The organism is Haloarcula montana (genome assembly GCF_035666295.1).
Classification (GTDB): Archaea; Halobacteriota; Halobacteria; order Halobacteriales; family Haloarculaceae; genus Haloarcula; species Haloarcula montana.
The window spans coordinates 2,814,428-2,834,151 of sequence record NZ_CP142027.1; the positions used below are offsets into that span (position 1 = coordinate 2,814,428).

General features: G+C 64.3%; 22 protein-coding genes and 1 tRNA gene. 13 read left to right on the plus strand and 10 right to left on the minus strand.

Features of this window, described 5'->3' with window-relative positions:
* Window positions 1-430 precede the first annotated feature (430 nt).
* A tRNA-Leu gene (locus VJ109_RS14900) sits at window positions 431-515 on the minus strand.
* Window positions 516-648: 133 nt separating this feature from the next.
* Here VJ109_RS14900 and VJ109_RS14905 point away from each other — a divergent pair.
* Complete coding sequence (locus tag VJ109_RS14905; protein WP_324757797.1) at window positions 649-1,152, plus strand: helix-turn-helix domain-containing protein; 504 nt, start codon at window positions 649-651, stop codon at window positions 1,150-1,152.
* Between the two features lie 50 nt (window positions 1,153-1,202).
* On the plus strand, window positions 1,203-1,745 hold the full coding sequence (locus VJ109_RS14910; RefSeq protein WP_324757799.1) for an HAD family hydrolase: 543 nt from the start codon (window positions 1,203-1,205) through the stop codon (window positions 1,743-1,745).
* Here the strand turns inward: VJ109_RS14910 and VJ109_RS14915 are convergent.
* Window positions 1,724-1,951, minus strand: coding sequence for a DUF5822 domain-containing protein (locus VJ109_RS14915; protein ID WP_276221615.1), 228 nt, complete (start codon window positions 1,949-1,951; stop codon window positions 1,724-1,726). The genes VJ109_RS14910 and VJ109_RS14915 overlap by 22 nt on opposite strands.
* Window positions 1,952-2,043: 92 nt before the next feature.
* On the opposite strand from VJ109_RS14915, the gene panB reads away from it, so the two are divergent.
* The 5 genes from panB (at window position 2,044) to bioB (ending at window position 7,561) form a co-directional block, all read left to right on the plus strand.
* Window positions 2,044-2,853, plus strand: coding sequence for a 3-methyl-2-oxobutanoate hydroxymethyltransferase (gene panB, locus VJ109_RS14920; protein ID WP_324757800.1), 810 nt, complete (start codon window positions 2,044-2,046; stop codon window positions 2,851-2,853).
* A gap of 144 nt (window positions 2,854-2,997) precedes the next feature.
* A complete protein-coding gene (locus VJ109_RS14925; RefSeq protein ID WP_324757801.1) occupies window positions 2,998-3,330 on the plus strand; it encodes a glycine betaine ABC transporter substrate-binding protein in 333 nt (110 codons plus the stop codon).
* Window positions 3,330-3,959: a glycine betaine ABC transporter substrate-binding protein gene (locus VJ109_RS14930; protein WP_324760360.1), complete on the plus strand. Its 630-nt coding sequence runs from the start codon at window positions 3,330-3,332 to the stop codon at window positions 3,957-3,959. Before VJ109_RS14925 ends, VJ109_RS14930 begins: the two co-directional genes overlap by 1 nt.
* Window positions 3,960-3,961: 2 nt before the next feature.
* Window positions 3,962-6,331, plus strand: coding sequence for a methyl-accepting chemotaxis protein (locus tag VJ109_RS14935; protein ID WP_324757802.1), 2,370 nt, complete (start codon window positions 3,962-3,964; stop codon window positions 6,329-6,331).
* Between the two features lie 114 nt (window positions 6,332-6,445).
* Window positions 6,446-7,561 (plus strand): biotin synthase BioB, encoded by a 1,116-nt coding sequence (bioB, locus tag VJ109_RS14940; protein WP_324757804.1) that lies wholly within the window; start codon window positions 6,446-6,448, stop codon window positions 7,559-7,561.
* Between the two features lie 308 nt (window positions 7,562-7,869).
* Here the strand turns inward: bioB and VJ109_RS14945 are convergent, their stop codons facing one another.
* Window positions 7,870-8,943 carry a phosphotransacetylase family protein gene (locus VJ109_RS14945; protein WP_324757805.1) on the minus strand — a complete coding sequence of 358 codons (1,074 nt, stop codon included), beginning with the start codon at window positions 8,941-8,943 and terminating at the stop codon, window positions 7,870-7,872.
* Window positions 8,940-11,045 (minus strand): acetate--CoA ligase alpha subunit, encoded by a 2,106-nt coding sequence (acs, locus tag VJ109_RS14950; RefSeq protein WP_324757807.1) that lies wholly within the window; start codon window positions 11,043-11,045, stop codon window positions 8,940-8,942. The genes VJ109_RS14945 and acs overlap by 4 nt, the downstream gene beginning before the upstream one ends.
* Window positions 11,046-11,201: 156 nt before the next feature.
* On the opposite strand from acs, the gene VJ109_RS14955 reads away from it, so the two are divergent.
* Together VJ109_RS14955 and dpsA are read left to right on the plus strand one after the other, a co-directional pair.
* Window positions 11,202-11,585, plus strand: coding sequence for a DUF8048 family protein (locus tag VJ109_RS14955; RefSeq protein WP_324757808.1), 384 nt, complete (start codon window positions 11,202-11,204; stop codon window positions 11,583-11,585).
* A 107-nt stretch (window positions 11,586-11,692) separates the two neighbouring features.
* Window positions 11,693-12,223, plus strand: a complete 531-nt coding sequence (gene dpsA, locus VJ109_RS14960; protein WP_324757809.1) for a DNA starvation/stationary phase protection protein DpsA — start codon at window positions 11,693-11,695, stop codon at window positions 12,221-12,223.
* Between the two features lie 68 nt (window positions 12,224-12,291).
* Here dpsA and VJ109_RS14965 read toward each other — a convergent pair whose 3' ends face one another.
* Window positions 12,292-12,450, minus strand: coding sequence for a hypothetical protein (locus tag VJ109_RS14965; RefSeq protein ID WP_324757810.1), 159 nt, complete (start codon window positions 12,448-12,450; stop codon window positions 12,292-12,294).
* A gap of 104 nt (window positions 12,451-12,554) precedes the next feature.
* Between VJ109_RS14965 and VJ109_RS14970 the strand changes: the two genes are divergently transcribed.
* From VJ109_RS14970 to VJ109_RS14980, 3 genes are all read left to right on the plus strand, one after another.
* Window positions 12,555-13,166 carry a DUF7547 family protein gene (locus VJ109_RS14970; protein ID WP_324757811.1) on the plus strand — a complete coding sequence of 204 codons (612 nt, stop codon included), beginning with the start codon at window positions 12,555-12,557 and terminating at the stop codon, window positions 13,164-13,166.
* Between the two features lie 80 nt (window positions 13,167-13,246).
* On the plus strand, window positions 13,247-13,729 hold the full coding sequence (locus VJ109_RS14975) for an HTH domain-containing protein (protein WP_324757812.1): 483 nt from the start codon (window positions 13,247-13,249) through the stop codon (window positions 13,727-13,729).
* Between the two features lie 75 nt (window positions 13,730-13,804).
* The gene (locus VJ109_RS14980) at window positions 13,805-14,263 is read left to right on the plus strand and encodes an HTH domain-containing protein (protein WP_324757813.1); all 459 of its coding nucleotides are present in this window, start codon (window positions 13,805-13,807) and stop codon (window positions 14,261-14,263) included.
* On the opposite strand, the gene VJ109_RS14985 is transcribed toward VJ109_RS14980, so the two are convergent.
* The 3 genes from VJ109_RS14985 to VJ109_RS14995 are packed head-to-tail and all read right to left on the minus strand — an operon-like array spanning window position 14,242 to window position 16,636.
* Complete coding sequence (locus VJ109_RS14985; RefSeq protein ID WP_324757814.1) at window positions 14,242-14,625, minus strand: Zn-ribbon domain-containing OB-fold protein; 384 nt, start codon at window positions 14,623-14,625, stop codon at window positions 14,242-14,244. The two genes, VJ109_RS14980 and VJ109_RS14985, sit on opposite strands and share 22 nt — an antisense overlap.
* A complete protein-coding gene (locus tag VJ109_RS14990) occupies window positions 14,622-15,773 on the minus strand; it encodes a thiolase family protein (protein WP_324757815.1) in 1,152 nt (383 codons plus the stop codon). The genes VJ109_RS14985 and VJ109_RS14990 overlap by 4 nt, the downstream gene beginning before the upstream one ends.
* Window positions 15,774-15,823: 50 nt before the next feature.
* Complete coding sequence (locus VJ109_RS14995; protein WP_324757816.1) at window positions 15,824-16,636, minus strand: DUF7551 domain-containing protein; 813 nt, start codon at window positions 16,634-16,636, stop codon at window positions 15,824-15,826.
* Between the two features lie 361 nt (window positions 16,637-16,997).
* Between VJ109_RS14995 and VJ109_RS15000 the strand changes: the two genes are divergently transcribed.
* Window positions 16,998-17,177 carry a DUF7836 family putative zinc-binding protein gene (locus VJ109_RS15000; RefSeq protein ID WP_324757817.1) on the plus strand — a complete coding sequence of 60 codons (180 nt, stop codon included), beginning with the start codon at window positions 16,998-17,000 and terminating at the stop codon, window positions 17,175-17,177.
* A 56-nt stretch (window positions 17,178-17,233) separates the two neighbouring features.
* Here the strand turns inward: VJ109_RS15000 and VJ109_RS15005 are convergent, their stop codons facing one another.
* Entirely contained in the window at window positions 17,234-18,811 is a 1,578-nt protein-coding gene (locus VJ109_RS15005) for an acyl-CoA carboxylase subunit beta (RefSeq protein WP_324757818.1), read from the minus strand.
* Between the two features lies 1 nt (window position 18,812).
* A complete protein-coding gene (locus VJ109_RS15010) occupies window positions 18,813-19,556 on the minus strand; it encodes a beta-ketoacyl-ACP reductase (RefSeq protein WP_324757819.1) in 744 nt (247 codons plus the stop codon).
* Window positions 19,557-19,724: the final 168 nt, after the last annotated feature.

Here is a 19,724-nt window from a genome sequence, read left to right on the forward strand (position 1 = left end):
AAGATTGGGGGTGGGTGGGGGGTGATGGCACCAGAATGGTGCCTATCACGATGTAGGGAGTTTTCGATAATAAATCTGGCGTCGCAGTTATCATCTCCGAGAACGTTTTCGGTCCGAACTGCTGGCGGTCGCTCCGTTCGTTTCAGGGTTCGAATCCGCACTTCTGCAAAGCAGTTGCTCGCAGGTCAGCTCGCAACAGAATATGCGTGGGACCGGATTCGAACTGATCGGAGACGGTCGCTCACTGCGTTCGCGCTGCGACTCCCAGAGTTCGACTCCGCTCCAATCACTATTCGTTCTCACTATCGTTCGAACAGAATATGCGTGGGACCGGATTCGAACCGCCTGAACTCGCTCACTGTGTTCGCTCGTTCCGTGCTTCGAATCCGTCAGACGATTTTGTCACTCACGGATTCGTTCGTGACAAAAATGCGTGGGACCGGATTCGAACCGGCGGACCCCTACGGGACAGCGCCCTCAACGCTGCGCCGTTGGCCTGGCTTGGCTACCCACGCGCTCGCTGTCTTACTGCACTCATTCGTACCCGACGGCCCAATAAAAGCGCTTTCGTTTCGTCGTCGGCTGCGGGAGAGAGTCCCATCCGTCCGAACCGGACGTTTCAAATACGACGAGGCAGCTACCTGCCTCATGGCCAAATACTCGACCGGCAGCGGGGGGAGCGACGCCGGCGGGAGCTGTGAGCTCTGCGGTGCCGACGGTGGCGACCTCCAGACGGCGAGTGTCGCCGGCGCGACGTTGCAGGTCTGTGACGACTGCGCACGCGACCACGGCGAGAACGAACGGACCTCCACAGGCGACAGCTCTCCCGACGAGCGCGACCGACGCAAGCGCGCGGCACAGAACGTCGCACGCGCCCACGACGCACAGCAAGCCGACCCATCCCACTGGGAGGACGGCGCGGACTACGACGACGACCAACTTCCGTATCTCGTCAGCGGTTACGGCGACATGGTCGTCACTGCCCGTCAGGAAGAAGGCCTCCAGACTGCCGAACTCGCCGAGGAACTCGGACTCGACGAAGCCGACGTACTGGCCGTCGAACAGGGCCGTGCGACCCAGGCCAACGTCGGTGGCTCCGTCATCGCCGCCCTCGAACAGTTCCTCGACATCGAGCTGGTCGAGGCGAACTGACCGAGTCGACTCCCGAAGTCTCTTTCCATGCCGGCGTGCAACTGTGTAGCGTGACACACGACGCTGTCGTCTATGATCTGGACGGGACCCTCGTCCGCCTGGCCGTCGACTGGGACGCTGTCGCGACGGAGGTCGCGACCGTCCTCCGAGAGCGTGATGTCGACCCCGGAACGGGCGATCTCTGGTCGATGCTGGAACTGTCCGACGAGGTCGGCCACCGGTCTACCGTCGAGGAGACGATCACCCGACACGAACGCGACGGGGCCGACCGCTCCGAGCGACTCCCGCTGGCTGAGGGACTCCCGCACGGCGTTCCGGTCGGTGTCTGTTCGCTCAACGCCGAGGTCGCGGTCCGCGATGCTCTCGACGTTCACGGGATCGATCCACACGTCCAGTCGGTCGTCGGGCGGGATACCGTCGGGTCGTCCAAACCCGATCCCGAAGGGTTGCTCCGGGTGATCGACGATCTGGACGCGTCTCCGGAGGCGACCGTGTTCGTCGGGGACTCCGAGAGCGACGCCGAGACCGCCCGGCGAGCGGGCACGGACTTCGAGTGGGCTCGGGCGTTCGATCAGCGCCGGTACCGGGCGTAGAGGTAGACGCCGATCGCTGTCAGGAACCAGACGACTGCACCGACTCTGACGGCGAACAGTGCGCGGGCGGTCCACGTCGACAAGGTGAGCGGGATCGACGCCACGGCGACGATCGGCGAGCCGACCAGGATCGTCGTGACGAACGTCACCTGCATCACCCACCCGAAGTCGACGCCGTCCGGATCGGTGTGTTCGACTGCTGGCACGAGTGGTGGTTCGCGTGGACCCGGCAAGCCGCTTCCGGTTCGGCGAGGACGAAACACGAAGACGTAAGCCCCAGGCGCGCCCGCTCACGGACATGACCACCGTCCGTGACCTCCAGACGATGGCGGGCGAAGAACCGATCACGATGCTGACGGCATACGACGCCGCGACCGCCGAGATCGTCGACGAGAGCGGGGTCGATGTCGTCCTGGTGGGCGACAGCATGGGAAACGCCGTGTTGGGCCACGAGAACACGCTTCCGGTGACAGTCGACGAGGTGGCGTCCCACGTGGGGGCCGTCGCGCGCGGGACCGAGGACGCGCTCGTCGTCGCCGACATGCCCTTCCTCTCCTTTGGCGCTGACGAGAGCGAGAGCGTCAAGAACTGCGGACGGATGCTCAAAGAGGAAGGCGCAAACGCCGTGAAACTCGAATCCGGGCCGCACACGATCGAGTTGACCGAACGGTTGGCCGATCTCGGAATCCCGGTGATGGCGCACCTCGGGCTCACCCCACAGAGCGTCAACCAGACGGGTTACACCCAGCAGGCCGACGGCCGTGAGGAGGCCGAGACGATCCTGGATCTGGCGCGCGAACACGAGGCCGCGGGCGCGTTCGCGCTCGTCCTCGAACACGTCCCAGCGAACCTCGCTGCACAGGTGACCGAAGCCATCGACATCCCGACCATCGGAATCGGTGCCGGCGGGCAGTGCGACGGTCAGGTGCTCGTCTTCACTGATGTCGTTGGCATGGCCGAACGGAGCCCTCCCTTTGCCGAGCAGTTCGGTGACGTTCGCAGCGAGATGCGCGAGGCCGTCTCGGAGTACGTCGACGCCGTCGAGTCCGGATCGTTCCCGACAGCGGACCACGCGAGCCGTTCCGAGGAACTGGACGACCTGTACTGAGGCCCTCGACCGCTCGCTTTCCGCCGCTTCGTCGTTTACTGTCGTCGGTGGCTGATCCGATAGTGGTCACAGCTACCATACCGCTATTAGATCTGAAATTTGGGCAGATATCTTGATAACCCGTCTTACTAGTCGTGTAGCCACATGGTATCGCGAAGGGGATTTCTAAGGGGTGTCGCTTCGGCGAGCGCCCTCGCCGGCGGTGCCGGTTGCTCGGGCCTCCCGTCAGGATCCGGTGACTCGGCGACCACGTCCGGAACTATCGTGGTCGGGTCGAAGACGTTCACCGAGAACCGGATCCTCGGCTACATGGCGTACGAGGCACTGAACGAACTGACCGATCTCCAGGTGGTCGACGAGATGGGGTACGGAGCGACATCGACGGTCTGGAGCGGGCTGACCGGCGGCGCGCTAGACCTGTACTGGGAGTACACCGGGACGCTCCGGCTACTCACCCGCCACAACAGGATTCACTGATAGCCGATCCGGAAGAACAGTACCAGCAGGCGAGCCAGACGATCGCATCGGAGTACGATCTCCGGGTGTTGAACCGCGCGCCGTTTAATAACACTTACACGATCGTGACCCGTCCGGAGTGGGTCCAGCAGACCGGGATCGATTCGGTCGGTGCCCTTGCTGAGCACGTCAACGACGGCAACACCGATGTGACGATCGCACTCGGCCCCTCGTTCTACGACCGGGCGGACGGATGGCCGGGACTGCTAGACCACTACGGGTTCGAGGAGTCTGCCGTCGAGGCCTGGTCCGACAACGTCGAAGTGGTGTCGCTGGGGCTCACGTACGAGTTCCTGGGGACTGGCGACGCGGACCTGGCCATGGGATTCCTCACCGACGGGCAGATCGGTGTCCAGAACTTCCAGCCACTGGCCGACGATCAGAACTTCTGGCCGATCTACAGCCCCTGCCCCTGTGTCTCGGCGTCGGTCGTCGAGGAAAACCCAGCGGTCGCGGAGGCGTTGAACCCTATCGGACCCAGCATCGGCGACGAAGCGACGATCCGGGAGCTGAACGCGGCCGTGACCAACGACGGGAAGTCCCCGCAGGCAGTGGCCCGAACCCATCTGGAATCTAACGGGGTCCTGTGACAATGTCGGGACAGAACACGGGTCTCTCCGCGCTCGTTCCGGACCGGATCCGCGGATCGTACTTTCTCAAGTTCGCGATCGCAACCGGGCTGGTCCTCCTCGCGATCGGCCTCATCGGCTACGGCGTTCAGGCACAGACATCCGAAACACTCAGGGAGGACGTCCAGACGTCGTTGACACAGCAGACGGTCTCGGAGGCCGGGAGCCTCTCGGAGTTCATCGAGAGCCGGCGGGGACCGGCCCGGTTCATCTCCGACGCACCGGTGTTCGAGAACGGGTCGAACGCGGAGATCCGCTCGTATCTCCAGGAGCAGCGTGAATCGAAACTCTCCGGTTCCGTAACCGGGATCCACTATATCGACACGCGCGAGGAGCGCATCGTCGCGAGCACTGCGTCGGGACGTGCCGGCGAGGACATCAGCGACGTGTCGTGGTACGGTAGCTACGCGTTCGGTGATTTCGACGACGTGATCGTCAGTGAACCGTACGAGGGGCCAGATGGACGAACCCAGATCGCGTTCATCAGCCCAGTCAACGGCGTGTTCAACGGCGGACTCGTGGTGACCTACACCGCGGACGAGGTCGGCACGCGGTTCCAGAGTCCCATCAGTGGCACCTTCACCAGGGTCGTCGATTCCAGCGGGAAAGTCCTGTTCGCCAACGAAAACGCCACGACGCTCCAGCCGTATCTCGACGACGAGAACGCGACCTCCGTCGCGGTCGCCCGGGGATCCGAGGGCGAGGCGGGCTTCGTCAGCGACCCCGCCATCGACTCACAGCAGTCACAGAATCTCGTGGTGTCGTACGCTCCGGTCGCTGGAACGGACTGGGTCGTCCTCAAACACGTGCCGGCGGCGAACGCCTATCAACTGGCCCGAAACGTCGGCAACGGGGTATTGCTGTTGGTCGGGGTGGCACTCGTCGGTGTCGTGGCCATCGGGGCGACCATCGGCCGGAACACCGCTATCGCCGTCCGCGAGCTGTCGGATCGCGCCTCGGCCATCGAACAGGGGGAGTACGACGTGACGCTCTCGTCGGGCCGGATCGACGACGTCGGCCAGCTGTTCGACTCCATTGCAGGGATGCGGGACAGTCTCGTCGACCGGATCGAGGAGGCCGAGCGGGCCGTTGAGGAGGCCGACGAGGCCCGCACGACCGCCGAGGAGGCGAAGGCCAGTGCGGAGCAAGCCCGTGAGGAAGCCGAGGCACTGAGCGAGCAGCTCGAAGCCACTGCGAGCGAGTACGGGGACGTGATGACTGCCTGCGCCGGGGGTGATCTCTCCCGTCGGCTCGACACGGACGCCCAGAGCGAGGCCATGCGTGACATTGCGGTCTCGTTCAACGCGATGCTCGAAGAGTGGGAGGAGACAATCGTCAGTATCCAGACGTTCACTGACACCGTAGAGGGGGCGAGCCAGGAGAGCGCGACCAGCGTCCGGGAGATCGAATCGGCGAGCCAGGACGTGAGTGAATCTGCCCAGCGCATCACAGAGTCGACCCAGGAACAGCGTGAACAGGTCGAACGCGTCTCAAGCGAGATGTCGGATCTCTCGGCGACCGTCGAAGAGATTACGTCGACCGCCGAGACGGTCGCTGCGACCTCCGAGGAGACCGCCCGGACCGGCGAGGAAGGGCAGTCAGCCGCGACCGAGGCCGTCGATGAACTGGATGCGATCCGGAACCAGACCGAGCGAGCCATCGCGTCGGTTGAACAGCTCGACGAGCAGATGGCCGCTATCGGCGAGGTCGCTCAGGTCATCGGTGACATCGCGGAGGAGACGAACATGCTGGCGCTGAACGCCAACATCGAGGCCGCCCGTGCGGGCGATGGCAGCGGCAGCGGTGAGGGGTTCGCCGTGGTGGCCGACGAGGTAAAGGCCCTGGCCGAGGAGACCAAGGAGTCCGCCGAGCAGATCGGCTCGCTCATCGAGGAGGTGACGGAACAGACCGAGCAGACCGTCGACGAGATGCAGGACGTCGGCGAGCGGGTCGACAGCGGCAGTGAGACCGTCGAGAGCGCGCTCGACGCGCTCGACACGATCGCCGAACAGGCCCGGGAGACCAACGCTGGCGTGCAGGAGATCTCCCAGGCGACGGACGAGCAGGCCGACGCCGCCCAGCAAGTGGCTTCGATGACCGACGAAGTGGCCGACATCGCCGACGAGACCTCGGCCGAGACCGAACGAGTGGCCGCTGCTGCCGAGGAACAGGCGGCACAGGTACAGGAAGTCAGCCAGCGGATCGAGGCACTCTCCGACCAGGTGGCGGAACTCCGGACGGAACTCGATGCGTTCGAGACCAGCGACGCAGCGACGACGAGCGTCACGCCGGCGAGCGCCGACGGTGGCTACCCGGACGAGCGCACCGACTGAGACGAATCGTCCTCGGCGCTCCCCGTCAGCGCCTGGCCACACCGGCGGACGTGACGGGACCGTTCGACATCGACCACCCGAACGTTTAATTATCTGTCAACCCCCGATTCGGGTGTGGTTTACGAGACGGGCAACCGCACGGTCGACGACGCAGTCGCGCGCGTCCTCGACGGCGAGCGACTGGACCGCACGGACGGAATGGCACTCATCGCACAACCGGTCGATGCGCTCGCAGCGGGCGCGGACTACGTCCGGAGCCAGTTGGGCGACGGGTCCGTCGACGCGTGTTCGATCGTGAACGCGAAGGCGGGCAACTGCGCGGAGGACTGCGGGTTCTGTGCCCAGTCGGTCCACTTCGATACCGGCATCGACAACTACGGGTTCCTGGGTCCTGAGACGGTCCTCGAAGCCGCGAAACGGGCCGAACGTGACGGCTCCCAGCGGTTCGGGATCGTCGTCGCCGAGAAGGGCGTCTCCAAGGAACAGCGCCCGGAAGAGTGGGAGGACGTCCTGGAGGCGATCCGACTGGTTCGGGACGAGACAGACGTGGAAGTCGATGCCAGCCTCGGTATCCTCACCGAGGAGGAAGCCACGATCCTCGCCGAAGAGGGGCTCAACCACTACAATCACAACATCGAGACCTCGCCGCGGTACTTCCCCGAGATCGTCGACACCCACTCCTTCGAGGACCGGGTCCACACCCTGGAAGTGGCCAAGGAGGCCGGGATGGACCTCTGTGCTGGCGTCATCCTGGGGATGGGCGAGACGCCGACCGACCGCGTGGAAGCCGCGATCGCCTTACAGGAGATCGGCGTCTCCTCGCTGCCGGTCAACATTCTCAATCCGGTCGAAGGGACACCGCTCGCAGCGCGTGGGTTGCCAGACATCACGACCGAAGAGGTCATCAAGACCATCGCGGTCTACCGATTGCTCCACCCCGAGGCCCGCGTTCGGCTGACCGGCGGGCGCGAAGTGAATCTGGACACCGAGGGCCAGGTGGCCGCTCTGGAGGCCGGCGCCGACGGTATCCTCACCGGCGACTACCTCACGACCGAGGGCCAGTCCGCCGCCGACGATCTGGAGATCGTCGAGGCTGCGGGACTGGAACCCAACACCGAGACCAACGAGTTCGACCCCGAGGACGTGAAGGCACGCGCCGAGGAGGGGACCGACACCGAGACGGCCGCCGGCACCGCACAGACGAAATCAGAACTCCAATCCGACGACTGACTGACCGTCGACGACCGCTGGTGGCAATCGAGAGCAGACGGCAGTGGACTTCGAGACGGCCCGGACGACGATGGCGAGACTGGCGGCAGCGTAGACCAGCCAGTCCCGTTTCGGCGAACCGCGTTCGGACAAAGGGTCGAATGGGGGTGGATAGCCCCCAGCGTGTGACACTACGGAGCCTTGCGGCTCCAGACTGGATTATGACGGGCGATCGTATAAGTATCTGGTACGTTTCACGTGGAGATTGGTGGTAGACACCACCATACTACCCCAGCAGCGAGCGGGGGATGCGCAGCCGAAACGGGGGATCACTCCAGTGAGAGGAGCTTGTCGATATCGACGCCGTCAGTCAGTAGTTCCGCCATCCGCTCGACTGTGGCCTCGTTGCGGGTTCGTCCGGACCGAAGAACGTCTTCCAGTCGGTCGATCGTCCGTCGGGTGTCTGATTGGACCAGCAACACCGGGATGTCTTCTTCCTCGGCCCGACCGAGGACGGCGCTGGCCGGCCGGAACCCGCCGGTCAGTAACAGCGCCTTGATCCCCGAGGCCTCCAAGGCGGCCGTCTGGACCTCCGAGCGGTCGCCGCCGGTGACCATCACCGCGTCGCGGGTCCGCCGGAACTGGTCGAGCGCACTGTTGCCGCCCATCGCACCGACCGAGAACCGTTCGACGTGTGCGTCCATCGAGGCGCCCGTCGTGAGCACGTCGGCACCCACGCTCCGGGCGAGATCCTCGACGGTGACCCCCGCCAGTTCCTGTACCCGTGGGAGCGAGCCATACACCGGGACGCCCTTGCCTTCGAGGAACGGCAACACGTCGTCGACGAGTTCGCCCATCGCGGTGTCGGTGACGCCGTTGAAGAGGACGCCGGCCAGACGGTCACCGATGGTTTCTGCCGCTGCCAGCACCTCGTCGGCGTCGCCGGGGGTGGCGTAGCCACAGACCAGCAGGACGCGGGCGTCCATCGCCTCGGCGATGTCGACATCGGTCAGGTCGACGATGCCGCCGGTGTCGAGGCGGTCGCTCCCCTCGACGACCATCAGGTCGGTCTCGGCCGAGAGCGACTCGAAGTTGTCGAGGACGCGAGTCCGGAGTTCCTCGGGGTCTTCACGGCCCCGGATCGCCTCCTGGATGAACGTCGGCGAGTAGACGATCGGCTCCATCTCGTGCATCTCCGCGTCCAGGTCCAGCAGGCTGCGCGCGAGCATCGGGTCCTCGTCCCGGGTCTTCCCGACGGCGCTCTGGAGCCGCGTCCCCTTCGGTTTCATGTAGCCGACCTCGTGGCCGGCGTCGTGTGCGTGTTTCGCGAGCGCGAGCGTGATCGCGGTCTTGCCGATACCTTCCTCCGTAGACGTGACGAGCAGCGTGTTCTGGTCGGTCATAGTTCGTCCTGGTCGATGGTGAGTCGCAGGTCGACCGCCTGCACCCCGTCGGGGGTCGCGACGAGTGGGTTGATGTCCAGTTCGACGATGGCCGGGAAGTCAGTGACGAGCTGTGAGAGCCGCTGGACGGTCTCGACGAGGGCGTCCTCGTCGACGGGCTCCCGTCCGCGTGCGCCACGCAACAGCGGCGCCGATTCGATGTCGTCGAGCATCTCACGTGCCTCGGGTTCGCTCACCGGTGCGACCCGCACGGTGTTGTCTTCGAGTACCTCCACGAAAATACCACCGAGGCCGAAGAGGAGCAGCGGGCCGAACTGCGGGTCCCGGTTCATGCCAAGGATGGTTTCGGTGCCGGAGTCGAGATCGACCATCTCCTGGACCTGGACGCCCAGCACGGTCGCGTCCCGCTGGTAGTTGCGGGCACGGACCACGAGGTCCTCGAAGGTGTCCCGCACGTTCTCGGGGGAGACACCGACCTCGACGCCGCCGATGTCCGATTTGTGGAGGATGTCCGGGCTGACGATCTTCATGACCACGTCATCGCCGATCTCCTCGGCGATGGCCTGGGCCTCGGAAGGCGTCGTGACCACGTCACCCTGTGGCGTCGGGATACCGTAGGCGTCCAGCAGGTCCATCGCCTCGACGCCCAGCCGGTTGGTGTCCCGGCGCGTGGCGGATTCGAGAATCTCACGTGCGCGCTCGCGGTCCACGTCGAAGGCCGCCGGCTCCTCGAACTCCCGGGCCTGGATTCCTCGGTACTCCCGGAGGACGTCGAGGCTGTCGACGGCCCGTGCAGGGTCGAAGTAGTTCGGGATACCGGCCTCGCTTAGCACGTCTTGACCCGCGCCGACGGATTTCCCGCCCATCAGCGTCGTCGCGATGGGGACGCCCGACTCCTGTTGTTGTTCGACGACAACGCTTGCAAGTTCCTCGAACGACAACACCGCGGTCGGACAGGCGACGACGACGGCCATCGAGACGTTGTCGTCGGAAAGTACCGTCTCCAGCGCGATCTCGAAGCGCTCTGCGGGAGCGTCGCCGATGATGTCGACGGGGTTGTAGATGTTGGCCTCGTCGGGCATCACCTCGCCCAGGCGGTCCAGGGTGGCGTCCTCGAACTCCGCCAGCGAGAGCTCCGAATCGCCGACGGCGTCGGTCGTCATCACGCCCGGGCCACCGGCGTTCGTGACGATCGCGATCTCGTCGCCCTCCGGGAGCGGCTGGCCCGAGAGGATCTGCGCGTAGTCGAACAGTTGCTGGACGGATTCGACACGCACCGTGCCGGCCTGTTCGAGCCCGGCTTCGTAGGCGCGCTCGGAGCCGGCCATCGCCCCGGTGTGTGAGGCGGCGGCGGTCGCTCCGGCGTCAGTCCGGCCGGACTTGACGAGCACGATCGGCGTGTCCTGTGTCACCTCCCGGGCCGTCTCGATGAACTCCGTCCCGTCGCTGATGTCTTCGAGATAGCCCAGGATCACGTCGGTCTCGGGGTCCTCACCCCACTCGGCGATGAAATCGCCCTCGTCGAGGATCGCCTTGTTCCCCAGCGAGACGATATCCTTGAACCCCACGTCGCGTTCTGCGGCCCAGTCCAGGACGGCAGTGACGAAGGCCCCCGACTGGCTCATAAACGAGATGTCCCCTTCGGTGGCCATCTCGTTGCCGAAGGTCGCGTTCAGGCCGACGGGCGTCGACATCACGCCGAGACTATTGGGGCCGACGAGGTTGAGATCGTACTTCTCGGCAGCCGCTCTGAGTTCCCGCTCGCGAGCGGCCCCCTCGCTGCCAGTCTCTCCGAACCCTGCGGTGATGACGACCACGTTCTCGATGCCGGCCGCACCGGCGGTTTCGATGGCATCGACGGCGACGTCCGGCGGTACGACGACGACGGCGACGTCGACGGTCTCGGGCGACTCGACCGACGTGACCTCGTCGTAGCAGTGCAACCCCAGAGCGGACTCCTTGTAGGGGTTGACCGCGATGACCTCGCCGTCGAACGATTCGAGCAGGTTCGACGTGATCGCACGGCCCACCGACCCTTCCGAGTCTGTGGCGCCAATCACGGCGACTCGTTCCGGCGCAAACAGCGTCGATAGTCGTCCCATTCCTCTAGGTGGGGGTACCGGTGCCTCGTGGAAATAACTGCCGAGGTGTCCCACGTGTTGGGAACTATACTGGTAAATTCTGTACGTTTCGAGTCCGCAAGCGTCAGTCTCGTCGACGACGGGGACCTTTTGAGGGCGCTGTACGTACGGACCGCTATGACGGACGAAGGCCTGTTGGACCCGTTCCACCTCGCGGTCATCCGGAGCGTGGCGAACGAATCGGACGTTCCCGAACCGACCCTCCGTGACGCGCTCGAAGCACACCAACAGACGATGCGGGACGCTCCTGGTATCGACGAACTGGTCTACGAGTGGCGAAAGCGATTCGACGCGCCGGTGCTCGCACAATCGGAGTCAGTTTACATCGTCGCGGTCCGTCCGGGCGTCTGGGAGGAGTACGGGGAGTACCTCGATCTGGAGGAGGCCGTCCTCGGCGCGGTCGCGGCCGTCCATCAGGAACAGACGCTTCGAGACGACCGTGTCGCGTTCGAAGACATCGACCCCGACGCCGTTCCGTTGATCGTCGCTCGGCCAGCGTGAGTGGGCCACTCGACTCCAGTACTGGAAAGTATTATTATTGATACGCAAAATCTATTTTTCTCGTTCGCAAACGCTTAAGTGGTTGCCGGTCATACTTCAAATCGAACATGGCGACACAAGAACACGTCCGTCGAGAGTTCGGTGCTGTCGAAGAGAACGAACTCCGGCTCGACAAGGAGAAGTCCGAGCAGATCATCACCGCGCTCAACCAGGATCTCGCGGACACGTACACGCTGTACCACCAGCTCAAGAAACACCACTGGAACGTCGAGGGTGCCGAGTTCCGCGACCTCCATCTGTTCCTGGGCGATGCGGCCATGAACGCCGAGGGAGCCGCCGACGAACTCGCGGAACGCGCCCAGGCTCTCGGCGGCACGCCGATCGCCGGCGGCAAGGCCCAGGAGGAACACGCGACAGTCGAACCCGAGGGCGAGGATGTCTACGACATCCGGACGTCCCTGAAGAACGATCTGGAGCTGTTCGGCGACGTGATCGAGTCGCTGCGGGACCACATCGAACTGGCCGAGAACCTCGGCGACCACGCGACCGCTCAGATCCTCCGGGAGATCATCGTCCAGACTGAGGAAGACGCACACCACATCGAACACTACCTCGAAGACGACACGCTGGTCCAGTAAGCGCGATCCGGCGGACGGTTCGGTATCCACTGACCGGTTTTTCGGGAGACAGGGAGAAACGAGGAGCGCTATTGCCGGAGGTCGACGGTGAGGTCCGTCGCGATCCAGCCGTCGGTGTTTCCATCTTCGGTGAACACTGTGCGCTCTTGCCCGCAGTCCAGGGCTGTCACCAGCGGGTTCTCCGCCTCGTCGTCCTCGGATACGACGTCGTCCGTCTGTGGTGCCATTACCGGGATTAGGCAACCCTAAAGACATAAGGGTTTTGGTACACCTAGTCAGTCCCCGAGTACCGACAGGCGAACTTTTGTATTCGACCCTGTTAGGGCGACACATGAGTACCAGTCCGGACGAGGACATTACCGCCCTATTGACCGACCTCGTTTCGACGCTCCGGGAACTCGAGACGGAGGTCGAACCGACCACGGAGAGCGGTGTCCCGCGACCGCCGACGCCGGAGGAACTGCTGCGGTTCACGAGCGACGTGACTATTCCGGCCGCGATCCTCATCCTGAAGACGAACATCCAGGCGCTGAAACTCCTCCGTCGCGCCCTTCGGATGGCCGAGGGGCGACCCACCTCGACCGGCTCTGCCTCCACCGAGGTGAAAGACCGGGCGACGAAACTGAGCAAGGCGACACTCTCGCGTCTCGACGAGGCGCTCACCGACATCCAGAGCGCCGTCGAGGGTCGACCCGAGGACGAGGACGCGCGCGAACTACTGGAGGAGGCCCGTCAACTCCGTTCGGACCTCGAAGAGCGCCTCGACGAGGAGGCCCCGGAGACGAACGGTGGCGTTCCTGCGGACGACGAGACCGACGACGTCGCCGTCGATGTCGATGCGGAACTGCGCTCGATCAAGGACGACCTCGACGATCTCGACGACCCTGGCCGTGGCGAATCTACCGATGGTAACGACGACGAGGACGACGAAGCGGGTTCGTAAAGCCGGATTCTGGCGACTGCCTAAATATAATATAAAAAACATAATGTTTTATTATTATGGGACGTGACATACAGGTACCGATGCCGGAAACAGAGTGTCCTCCAACACGGCGTGTCGAACTGTTCGTCAGAGCCTCGCTGCCGACACCGTCCTGTGAGCGTCGGACGGCGATCGAGGCAGAACTCGAAGCGTTGGCACGGACCGACGCCGTCGACGAGACGGACACGACTGTCTGGGAGAAACGCGTTCCCGTCGAGGACTGTGAGGAACGGATCGAACGGGACCGCTACAACGAGTTCGCGGCGTGGGCGCGCGAGGAAGGCGTTCGGCTCGCGCCGTTTTTCGACACCCGGACGTGTTACAGCCTGCAGACCGGACGGAAACGCGAGGAACTGGTCATGCCGGTGATGTGTGTCGCGGTCTACGAGGACGGCGACCTCCGACAGGTCGCGCCCGTGGCCGGCGACGACGGTCCGATCTCGGTCGAGGACTGTCTCACCGACCTCACTGCCCACACGGAGACCAGGCGGCCGAACACGAGAACCGTCTCGACGGCCGACTGAGCATGCCTGGAGCGTACACCGATACGGCTATGCTCTCACCTGCCGTAGGACACTCAGGAATTGGTGTACGATACCATGACATATACTCGCCGAGCAGCGGTGTACATTCGCTCGCCCGCTCCGGCGGCCACTGAACAGCGCCAGGAGACAGTTCTCGCTCGGTTGCAGTCGCTCCGTACGGCCGGCGTACTCGAGGATTTCTCGGTAACCGACTGGGTCCGACAGGCTATCGACGGTGATCCGGCGCTCCCTACCGTGACGGCCCTCCAAGCGTGGGCAGACGACCACGGCGTCTCGCTGGCCCCTGCCTTCGACAGCCACGACCGCCACAACTGGTACACCGGGATCGACGATGCCGTGACTGCGCTCCCGGTCGTCTGTCTAGCTCTCTACGAGGACGACGAACTGACGGCGGTGTACCCACACGTCTGTGACGACGGCCCCCGCAGCGTCGCCGACGGGATGGAGCAACTCGAAGCGGAGGCAGCACCGGAGGATCGTGACCGAGTCGATCAGACCGGGTCCCAGCGGTAGCCGTCCCAGGGTTGGCTCTCGGGATTCGGACTCTTGAGGCCGACCTCGGGGTCGCGCAACTCTTCGACGTAGACCGGCTCGACGGTGTCACCGGTCTCGACCTCGTCGGTGGTGACCTGCCCGAGCGCGCGGACGAACTCGTCGTCGGTGTCCAGATCGGAGATGTCGAACTCGACGAACGCCAGCGTGTTTGGCTCCCGGACGCCCGGCGGCGTCGCCGTCGATTTCGTCCAGGTGACGACCTCGGCGGTCCGGTCCGAGAGGTCGAGGCTGTCGTCCTGTGGTTCGCCACAGTCGGGACAGCGCGGATGGGTCGGATACGACACGTGACCGTTCGGACAGATACCGGCTTCCAGGGTCATTCTGCGGCCTCCATGATGGTGGTGATGACACAGTTCCCGAAGCCGCCGACGTTACAGGCCAGCCCGGTCTCCGCGTCGACCTGGCGCGGGCCGGCCTCGCCGACGAGCTGTTCGTAGATCTCGACACCCTGTGCGACGCCGCTGGCACCCAGCGGGTGGCCCTTGGACTTAAGTCCGCCGGAGGTGTTGATCGGCAACTCGCCGTCTTTCGCCGTCGAGCCGTCCATGGCCATCTCCCAGGCGGTCCCCTGGTCGGCGACGCCGATCCCCTCCAGCTGGAGGAACTCAAGAATGGTGAACATGTCGTGGAGTTCGGCCACGTCGAGATCGTCGGGGCCGAGGTCGGCCATCTCGTAGGCCTCCTTGCTCGACTCGACGACCCCGCCCATGATCGTCGGATCGTCGCGTTCGTGGACGACGTGGGTGTCGGTTGCCCCGCCGATCCCGGAGACGACCGCGTACTCGTCGGCGATCTCCGCGGCCCGTTCTTCGGTCGTGAACATCATCGCCGCGCTCCCGTCCGTGATCGGACAGAAGTCGTACAGTCGGAGCGGGTCGGCGATGATCGGCGACTCCAGGGCCGTCTCGACGGTAATCTCTTTCTGGAACTGTGCGTTCGGGTTGTCGACGCCGTTCTCGTGGTTCTTGACGGCGACCCGGGCGAGTGACTCCCGGGGCGCGTCGAACCGTTCGAGGTAGTGGCGCGCGGTCAGACCCGCAAACGACGGCAGGGTGATCCCGTGTTTGTACTCGTCGGGGTGGGTGATCGAGGCGATGATATCCGTCGCCTCGCCCGTGGTCTTGTGGGTCATCTTCTCGCCGCCGACCAGCAGCGTCATCTCACTGGCGCCGGAGGCGATCGACTGCCAGGCCTCGTAGATCCCGGCCCCGCCTGAGGAGGAGGTCTGATCCACCCGTTCGCTGTACGCCGGCAGCAGCCCCAGATCGTGGGCGAGCGCATTCATGACGCCCGTCTTGCCCTCGAACTCGCCGCTTGCCATGTTCGAGACGTACAGGTGCTCTACTTCGTCGGATGTGACGCCGGCATCGTCCAGACACTCCTCGCCTGCCTGCGTGAGGAGTTCCTGGAGCCAGGCGTCACGCTGCCCGAACTTCGTCATCGACGCGCCGATTACTGCGACTCCCATGGCTACGTCCACTCAGGGGTCTGGTGTATTCGTTACGGTCCCTTCGGTGGTCATCCCGACGGGACGACGGCCAGCGGCCCCTCGGGTGTCTCCGCTCCAGATCTGAGGTGAACTGTCCACCCGTCTCTGGTCCGGGCGACGTGGCCAAACTGCGGCGGTGGCGACTGTCGACGGAGGAGTTCGACGGCGACGGGCAGGACGATACAGTCCCCGTCCCGGTCGTCGACGCGGTAGCCGTGCAGCGTCACGCGGTGCCCGTCGTCGGGGACCGGGTTGAGTTCGAACGAGCGGAGTATGTCCGTCGAGCGCAACACGGAGAGGGTGTCTCGAAGCGGTGTCTCCGTCCCGGGCGACCGCGGTAACCGGTCCGCGGTCGCCCGAAGCAAGTCGTACTGCTGTCTGGCCGTGTAGTGTGCGTCGATGGCTTCGGCGAGACTCTCGATCAGGAGCAAGGAGAGTCGGTCCCTGTCGGGGGTGTTCTCCGCGGCGTCCAGATACCGGTCCATGACGCTGCGCTGGACGCGGCCGTCCCGTCGGGACAGGATCTCTAGTAACGCGGCCGTGACCGAGTGACAGTACTCGGGGAGGTCCTCGGCCGGGAACTGCTCTTCGGTGGGGGACAGTCCCTGATCACAGACGATCAGATCTTGCACGTGGACCGCCGGATCGTACCGCCTGAGCGCGGTCCGGTAGGCGGTCGCGACACTGGCTGCCTCTGCTGCTGTTGCCCTCGTCGGGAACTGGAGCCCGCTGACGGGGATGGGGGAGTGGCCCGTCTTCGCACTGACGACTCGATAGGGACCGACGGCCACACTCAACTCCTCCAGTCGCGTCCGAATGTCCAACAGTGTGTGTCCGACCATCGCTACAGGACAAGTCCGTCCGACATATGCGCTGTTGCTCTGGCGCTGTCCGTCGTTCTCTCGGCGTCGGTACCAGCCGTCGGCGAGTCGGAGCAGTTCATCGGATATCACCCAGTTGGTTTCGCGTGTCCAGCAAAGCGGGTCCACTGAACACTCCCGCTCCCGTGGGAACAGTTCACTACCGATCCTGACAGTCCACTCCCGCTTGATCGAACGAAGCCACGGAGACCCATATTGTTTTAGGCTCACCTAACTATCTTAAGCTTTCTCAATCTTAGGCGTGCCTAATTCTCGGCCGTGACGGTCTCGGGAGACGGGAACCCACACAAGATTCTTTACCGACTGTCTGTCACTCACAGGCATGCAGGAAGCATGGGTCACTCTGCAGTGTCCCGATTGCGAGGCGAACTGGGAAGCTCAGGTCGGCGATCTCGCGGCGCCCGACGCCGACTTCGACTGTCACGGCTGTGAGACGGCCGCCCCGCTCGCGGAGTTCATGCAGACGACGAGAGATCTCGAAGTGCTTCAGGAGTTTCACTGATCAGCCGGTCGACCCCTGTGGAAACGATCGGCAACTGATTCTCGCGGTTCGACCGGTTACAGCGGGATGTTCCCGTGGTCCTTTGGCGGGGTCTCCTCGCGCTTGCGCTGGAGCAGGTCCAGATCCTCGATGAGTCGCTTCCGGGTGTCTTTCGGTTCGATGACGTCGTCGAGGTAGCCGCGCTTTGCCGGCCCATAGGGGTGGGCGAACTCCTCGCGGAACTCGTCCATCAGTTCCTGACGCTTGGCGTCGGGGTTGTCGGCGTTGGCGATCTCCTTCCGATAGAGGATGTTGACCGCACCACGGGGACCGAGCACTGCCATCTCCGACCCGGGCCAGGCGTAGTTGACATCGCTGCCCAGGAACTTCGAGGACATGACGATGTAGGCACCGCCGTAGGCCTTCCGGACGACCACCGAGAGCAGCGGCACCGTCGCCTCGGCGTAGGCGTAGATGAGTTTCGCGCCACGGCGGATGATCCCGTTGTGCTCCTGGTCGGTCCCGGGCATGAATCCAGGGACGTCGACGAAGGTGAGGATCGGGATGTTAAAGGAGTCACAGAACCGGACGAAGCGGGCGGCCTTCTCCGCGGCGTCGATGTCCAGGGTGCCGGCGCTGACCCGGGGCTGGTTGGCAACGACGCCGACAGCCTTGCCGTCCATCCGCGAAAATCCCGTGATGACGTTGCGCGCCCAGTTGTCGTGGACCTCGAAAAACGATCCCTCGTCGACGATGCTGTCGACGACCTGAGTCATGTCGTAGGGTTTCCGGGGAGCCGAGGGGACGATGTCGGTGACCTCGGGCACTTCGCGGTCGGGTTCGTCCCACGGGGTGACCGAGGGCGGGTCCTCCATGTTGTTCTGGGGGAGATACGAGAGCAACCGGCGGATGTTCTCTAAGACCTCCTCCTCGGAGGGGTACGAGAAGTGGGCCACGCCGGATTTCGTTGAGTGGGAACTGGCCCCACCGAGTTCCTCCTTCGAGACCTGCTCGCCGGTGACGGTCTCGATGACGTCGGGGCCGGTGATGAACATGTGGCTCGTGTCCTGGACCATGAACGTGAAGTCCGTCAGCGCGGGGCTGTAGGTCGCACCGCCGGCACACGGCCCCATGATCGCCGAGATCTGGGGAATGAGTCCGCTGGCCTTTGTGTTGCGCTCGAAGATTTTGGCGAAGCCGACGAGCGAGTCGACCCCCTCCTGGATGCGTGCGCCGCCGGAGTCGTTCAGGCCGATGACCGGGACGCCGTTCTGGATGGCCTTGTCCATCACCTTGCAGATCTTGTCGGCGACGACCTCGCCGACGGACCCCCCGAGGACGGTGAAGTCGTGGGCGAATAGGAACACCTTCCGGCCGTCGACCTCGCCGTAGCCGGTGACGACGGCGTCGCCGGGGTAGCGTTTGTCCTCCATCCCGAAGTTCGTTGAGCGGTGTTCGACGAAGGGATCGACCTCGTTGAACGTCCCCTCGTCGACGAGGAAATCGATCCGCTCGCGGGCGGTCATCTTGCCTTTCCCGTGTTGGGCCTCGATGCGAGCCTCTCCGCCCCCCAGGCGTGCCTCCTCTCGTTTCTCTCGGAGCTCTTCGACCGGATCTGTCGCTTCTTCGTCGTCTGGTTCTTCCTGTTGACTCATGTTACCACTCCATGCCGCCGTTGACCCCGAGTACTTGGCCTGTCATGTAACTGGACTCCTCGCTGGCGACGAACCGGACGATCCCACTGATATCCTCGACGCGGGCGAACCGGTCGAGCGGGATCTCCCGGAGGATCTTCTCCTGGACGCGCTGGGGGACCTCTTCGAGCATATCGGTCTTGACGAAGCCTGGTGCGACGCAGTTGGCGGTCGACCCCGTGTGTGCCAACTCCAGGGCGAGCGTCCGGGTAAAGCCAAAGAGTCCGGACTTCGTAGTCGCGTAGTTCGCCTGGCCGATGTTGCCCTGCTGACCGACGACACTGGAGATGTTGATAAGACGGCCGTGGTCGGCGTCACGGATATCGTCGTAGAACGCCTTCGTACAGTTGAACACGCCGCCGAGGTTCACGTCGATGACCGTCTCCCAGTCCTCGCGGGTCATGTTCTCGAACTTCTTGTCGATAGTGATGCCGGCGTTGTTGACGAGTACGTCCGCGCCGCCGAACTCGTCGGCCACGGCCGCTTGCATCGCCCGGACTTCCTCCAACTTCGAGACGTCGGCCTGGGCGGCGACGGCGGTGCCGCCGTCCTCGCGGATCTCGTCGACGACTGCCTCCGCCTCCCGCTCGGAAGATCGATAGTTCACCACGACGTTCGCGCCGTGGGCGCCGAGGTCCTTTGCGATGCCCCGGCCGATCCCCCGTGAGGAGCCCGTAACGACACAGGTCTGGTTGTCCAGATTCATAGCAGACTCGTCCGTCCTCGTTCGGTTCCCGTACTCATCTCTTACGTCTACAGGCAGAGCACAGCCAAATAATAGTTCGCCTCGAAAAGTATAGATTGTTGATAGTTTCGGCTGGGGACGATCGGAGGGGTACACACGTGGGCACCGATTCGATTGCGACAGACATTT

Bases quoted from the DNA above. Each gene is read 5' to 3' on its own strand.
- VJ109_RS14925 (WP_324757801.1), top strand. From the start codon at position 2,998: ATGGTATCGCGAAGGGGATTTCTAAGGGGTGTCGCTTCGGCGAGCGCC.
- VJ109_RS15010 (WP_324757819.1), bottom strand. From the start codon at position 19,556: ATGAATCTGGACAACCAGACCTGTGTCGTTACGGGCTCCTCACGGGGG.
- VJ109_RS15000 (WP_324757817.1), top strand. From the start codon at position 16,998: ATGCAGGAAGCATGGGTCACTCTGCAGTGTCCCGATTGCGAGGCGAAC.
- VJ109_RS14975 (WP_324757812.1), top strand. From the start codon at position 13,247: ATGCCGGAAACAGAGTGTCCTCCAACACGGCGTGTCGAACTGTTCGTC.
- dpsA (WP_324757809.1), top strand. From the start codon at position 11,693: ATGGCGACACAAGAACACGTCCGTCGAGAGTTCGGTGCTGTCGAAGAG.
- VJ109_RS14965 (WP_324757810.1), bottom strand. From the start codon at position 12,450: ATGGCACCACAGACGGACGACGTCGTATCCGAGGACGACGAGGCGGAG.
- VJ109_RS14945 (WP_324757805.1), bottom strand. From the start codon at position 8,943: ATGACCGACCAGAACACGCTGCTCGTCACGTCTACGGAGGAAGGTATC.
- VJ109_RS15005 (WP_324757818.1), bottom strand. From the start codon at position 18,811: ATGAGTCAACAGGAAGAACCAGACGACGAAGAAGCGACAGATCCGGTC.
- acs (WP_324757807.1), bottom strand. From the start codon at position 11,045: ATGGGACGACTATCGACGCTGTTTGCGCCGGAACGAGTCGCCGTGATT.
- VJ109_RS14955 (WP_324757808.1), top strand. From the start codon at position 11,202: ATGACGGACGAAGGCCTGTTGGACCCGTTCCACCTCGCGGTCATCCGG.
- VJ109_RS14995 (WP_324757816.1), bottom strand. From the start codon at position 16,636: ATGGTCGGACACACACTGTTGGACATTCGGACGCGACTGGAGGAGTTG.
- VJ109_RS14990 (WP_324757815.1), bottom strand. From the start codon at position 15,773: ATGGGAGTCGCAGTAATCGGCGCGTCGATGACGAAGTTCGGGCAGCGT.
- panB (WP_324757800.1), top strand. From the start codon at position 2,044: ATGACCACCGTCCGTGACCTCCAGACGATGGCGGGCGAAGAACCGATC.
- VJ109_RS14985 (WP_324757814.1), bottom strand. From the start codon at position 14,625: ATGACCCTGGAAGCCGGTATCTGTCCGAACGGTCACGTGTCGTATCCG.
- VJ109_RS14905 (WP_324757797.1), top strand. From the start codon at position 649: ATGGCCAAATACTCGACCGGCAGCGGGGGGAGCGACGCCGGCGGGAGC.
- VJ109_RS14980 (WP_324757813.1), top strand. From the start codon at position 13,805: ATGACATATACTCGCCGAGCAGCGGTGTACATTCGCTCGCCCGCTCCG.
- VJ109_RS14935 (WP_324757802.1), top strand. From the start codon at position 3,962: ATGTCGGGACAGAACACGGGTCTCTCCGCGCTCGTTCCGGACCGGATC.
- VJ109_RS14970 (WP_324757811.1), top strand. From the start codon at position 12,555: ATGAGTACCAGTCCGGACGAGGACATTACCGCCCTATTGACCGACCTC.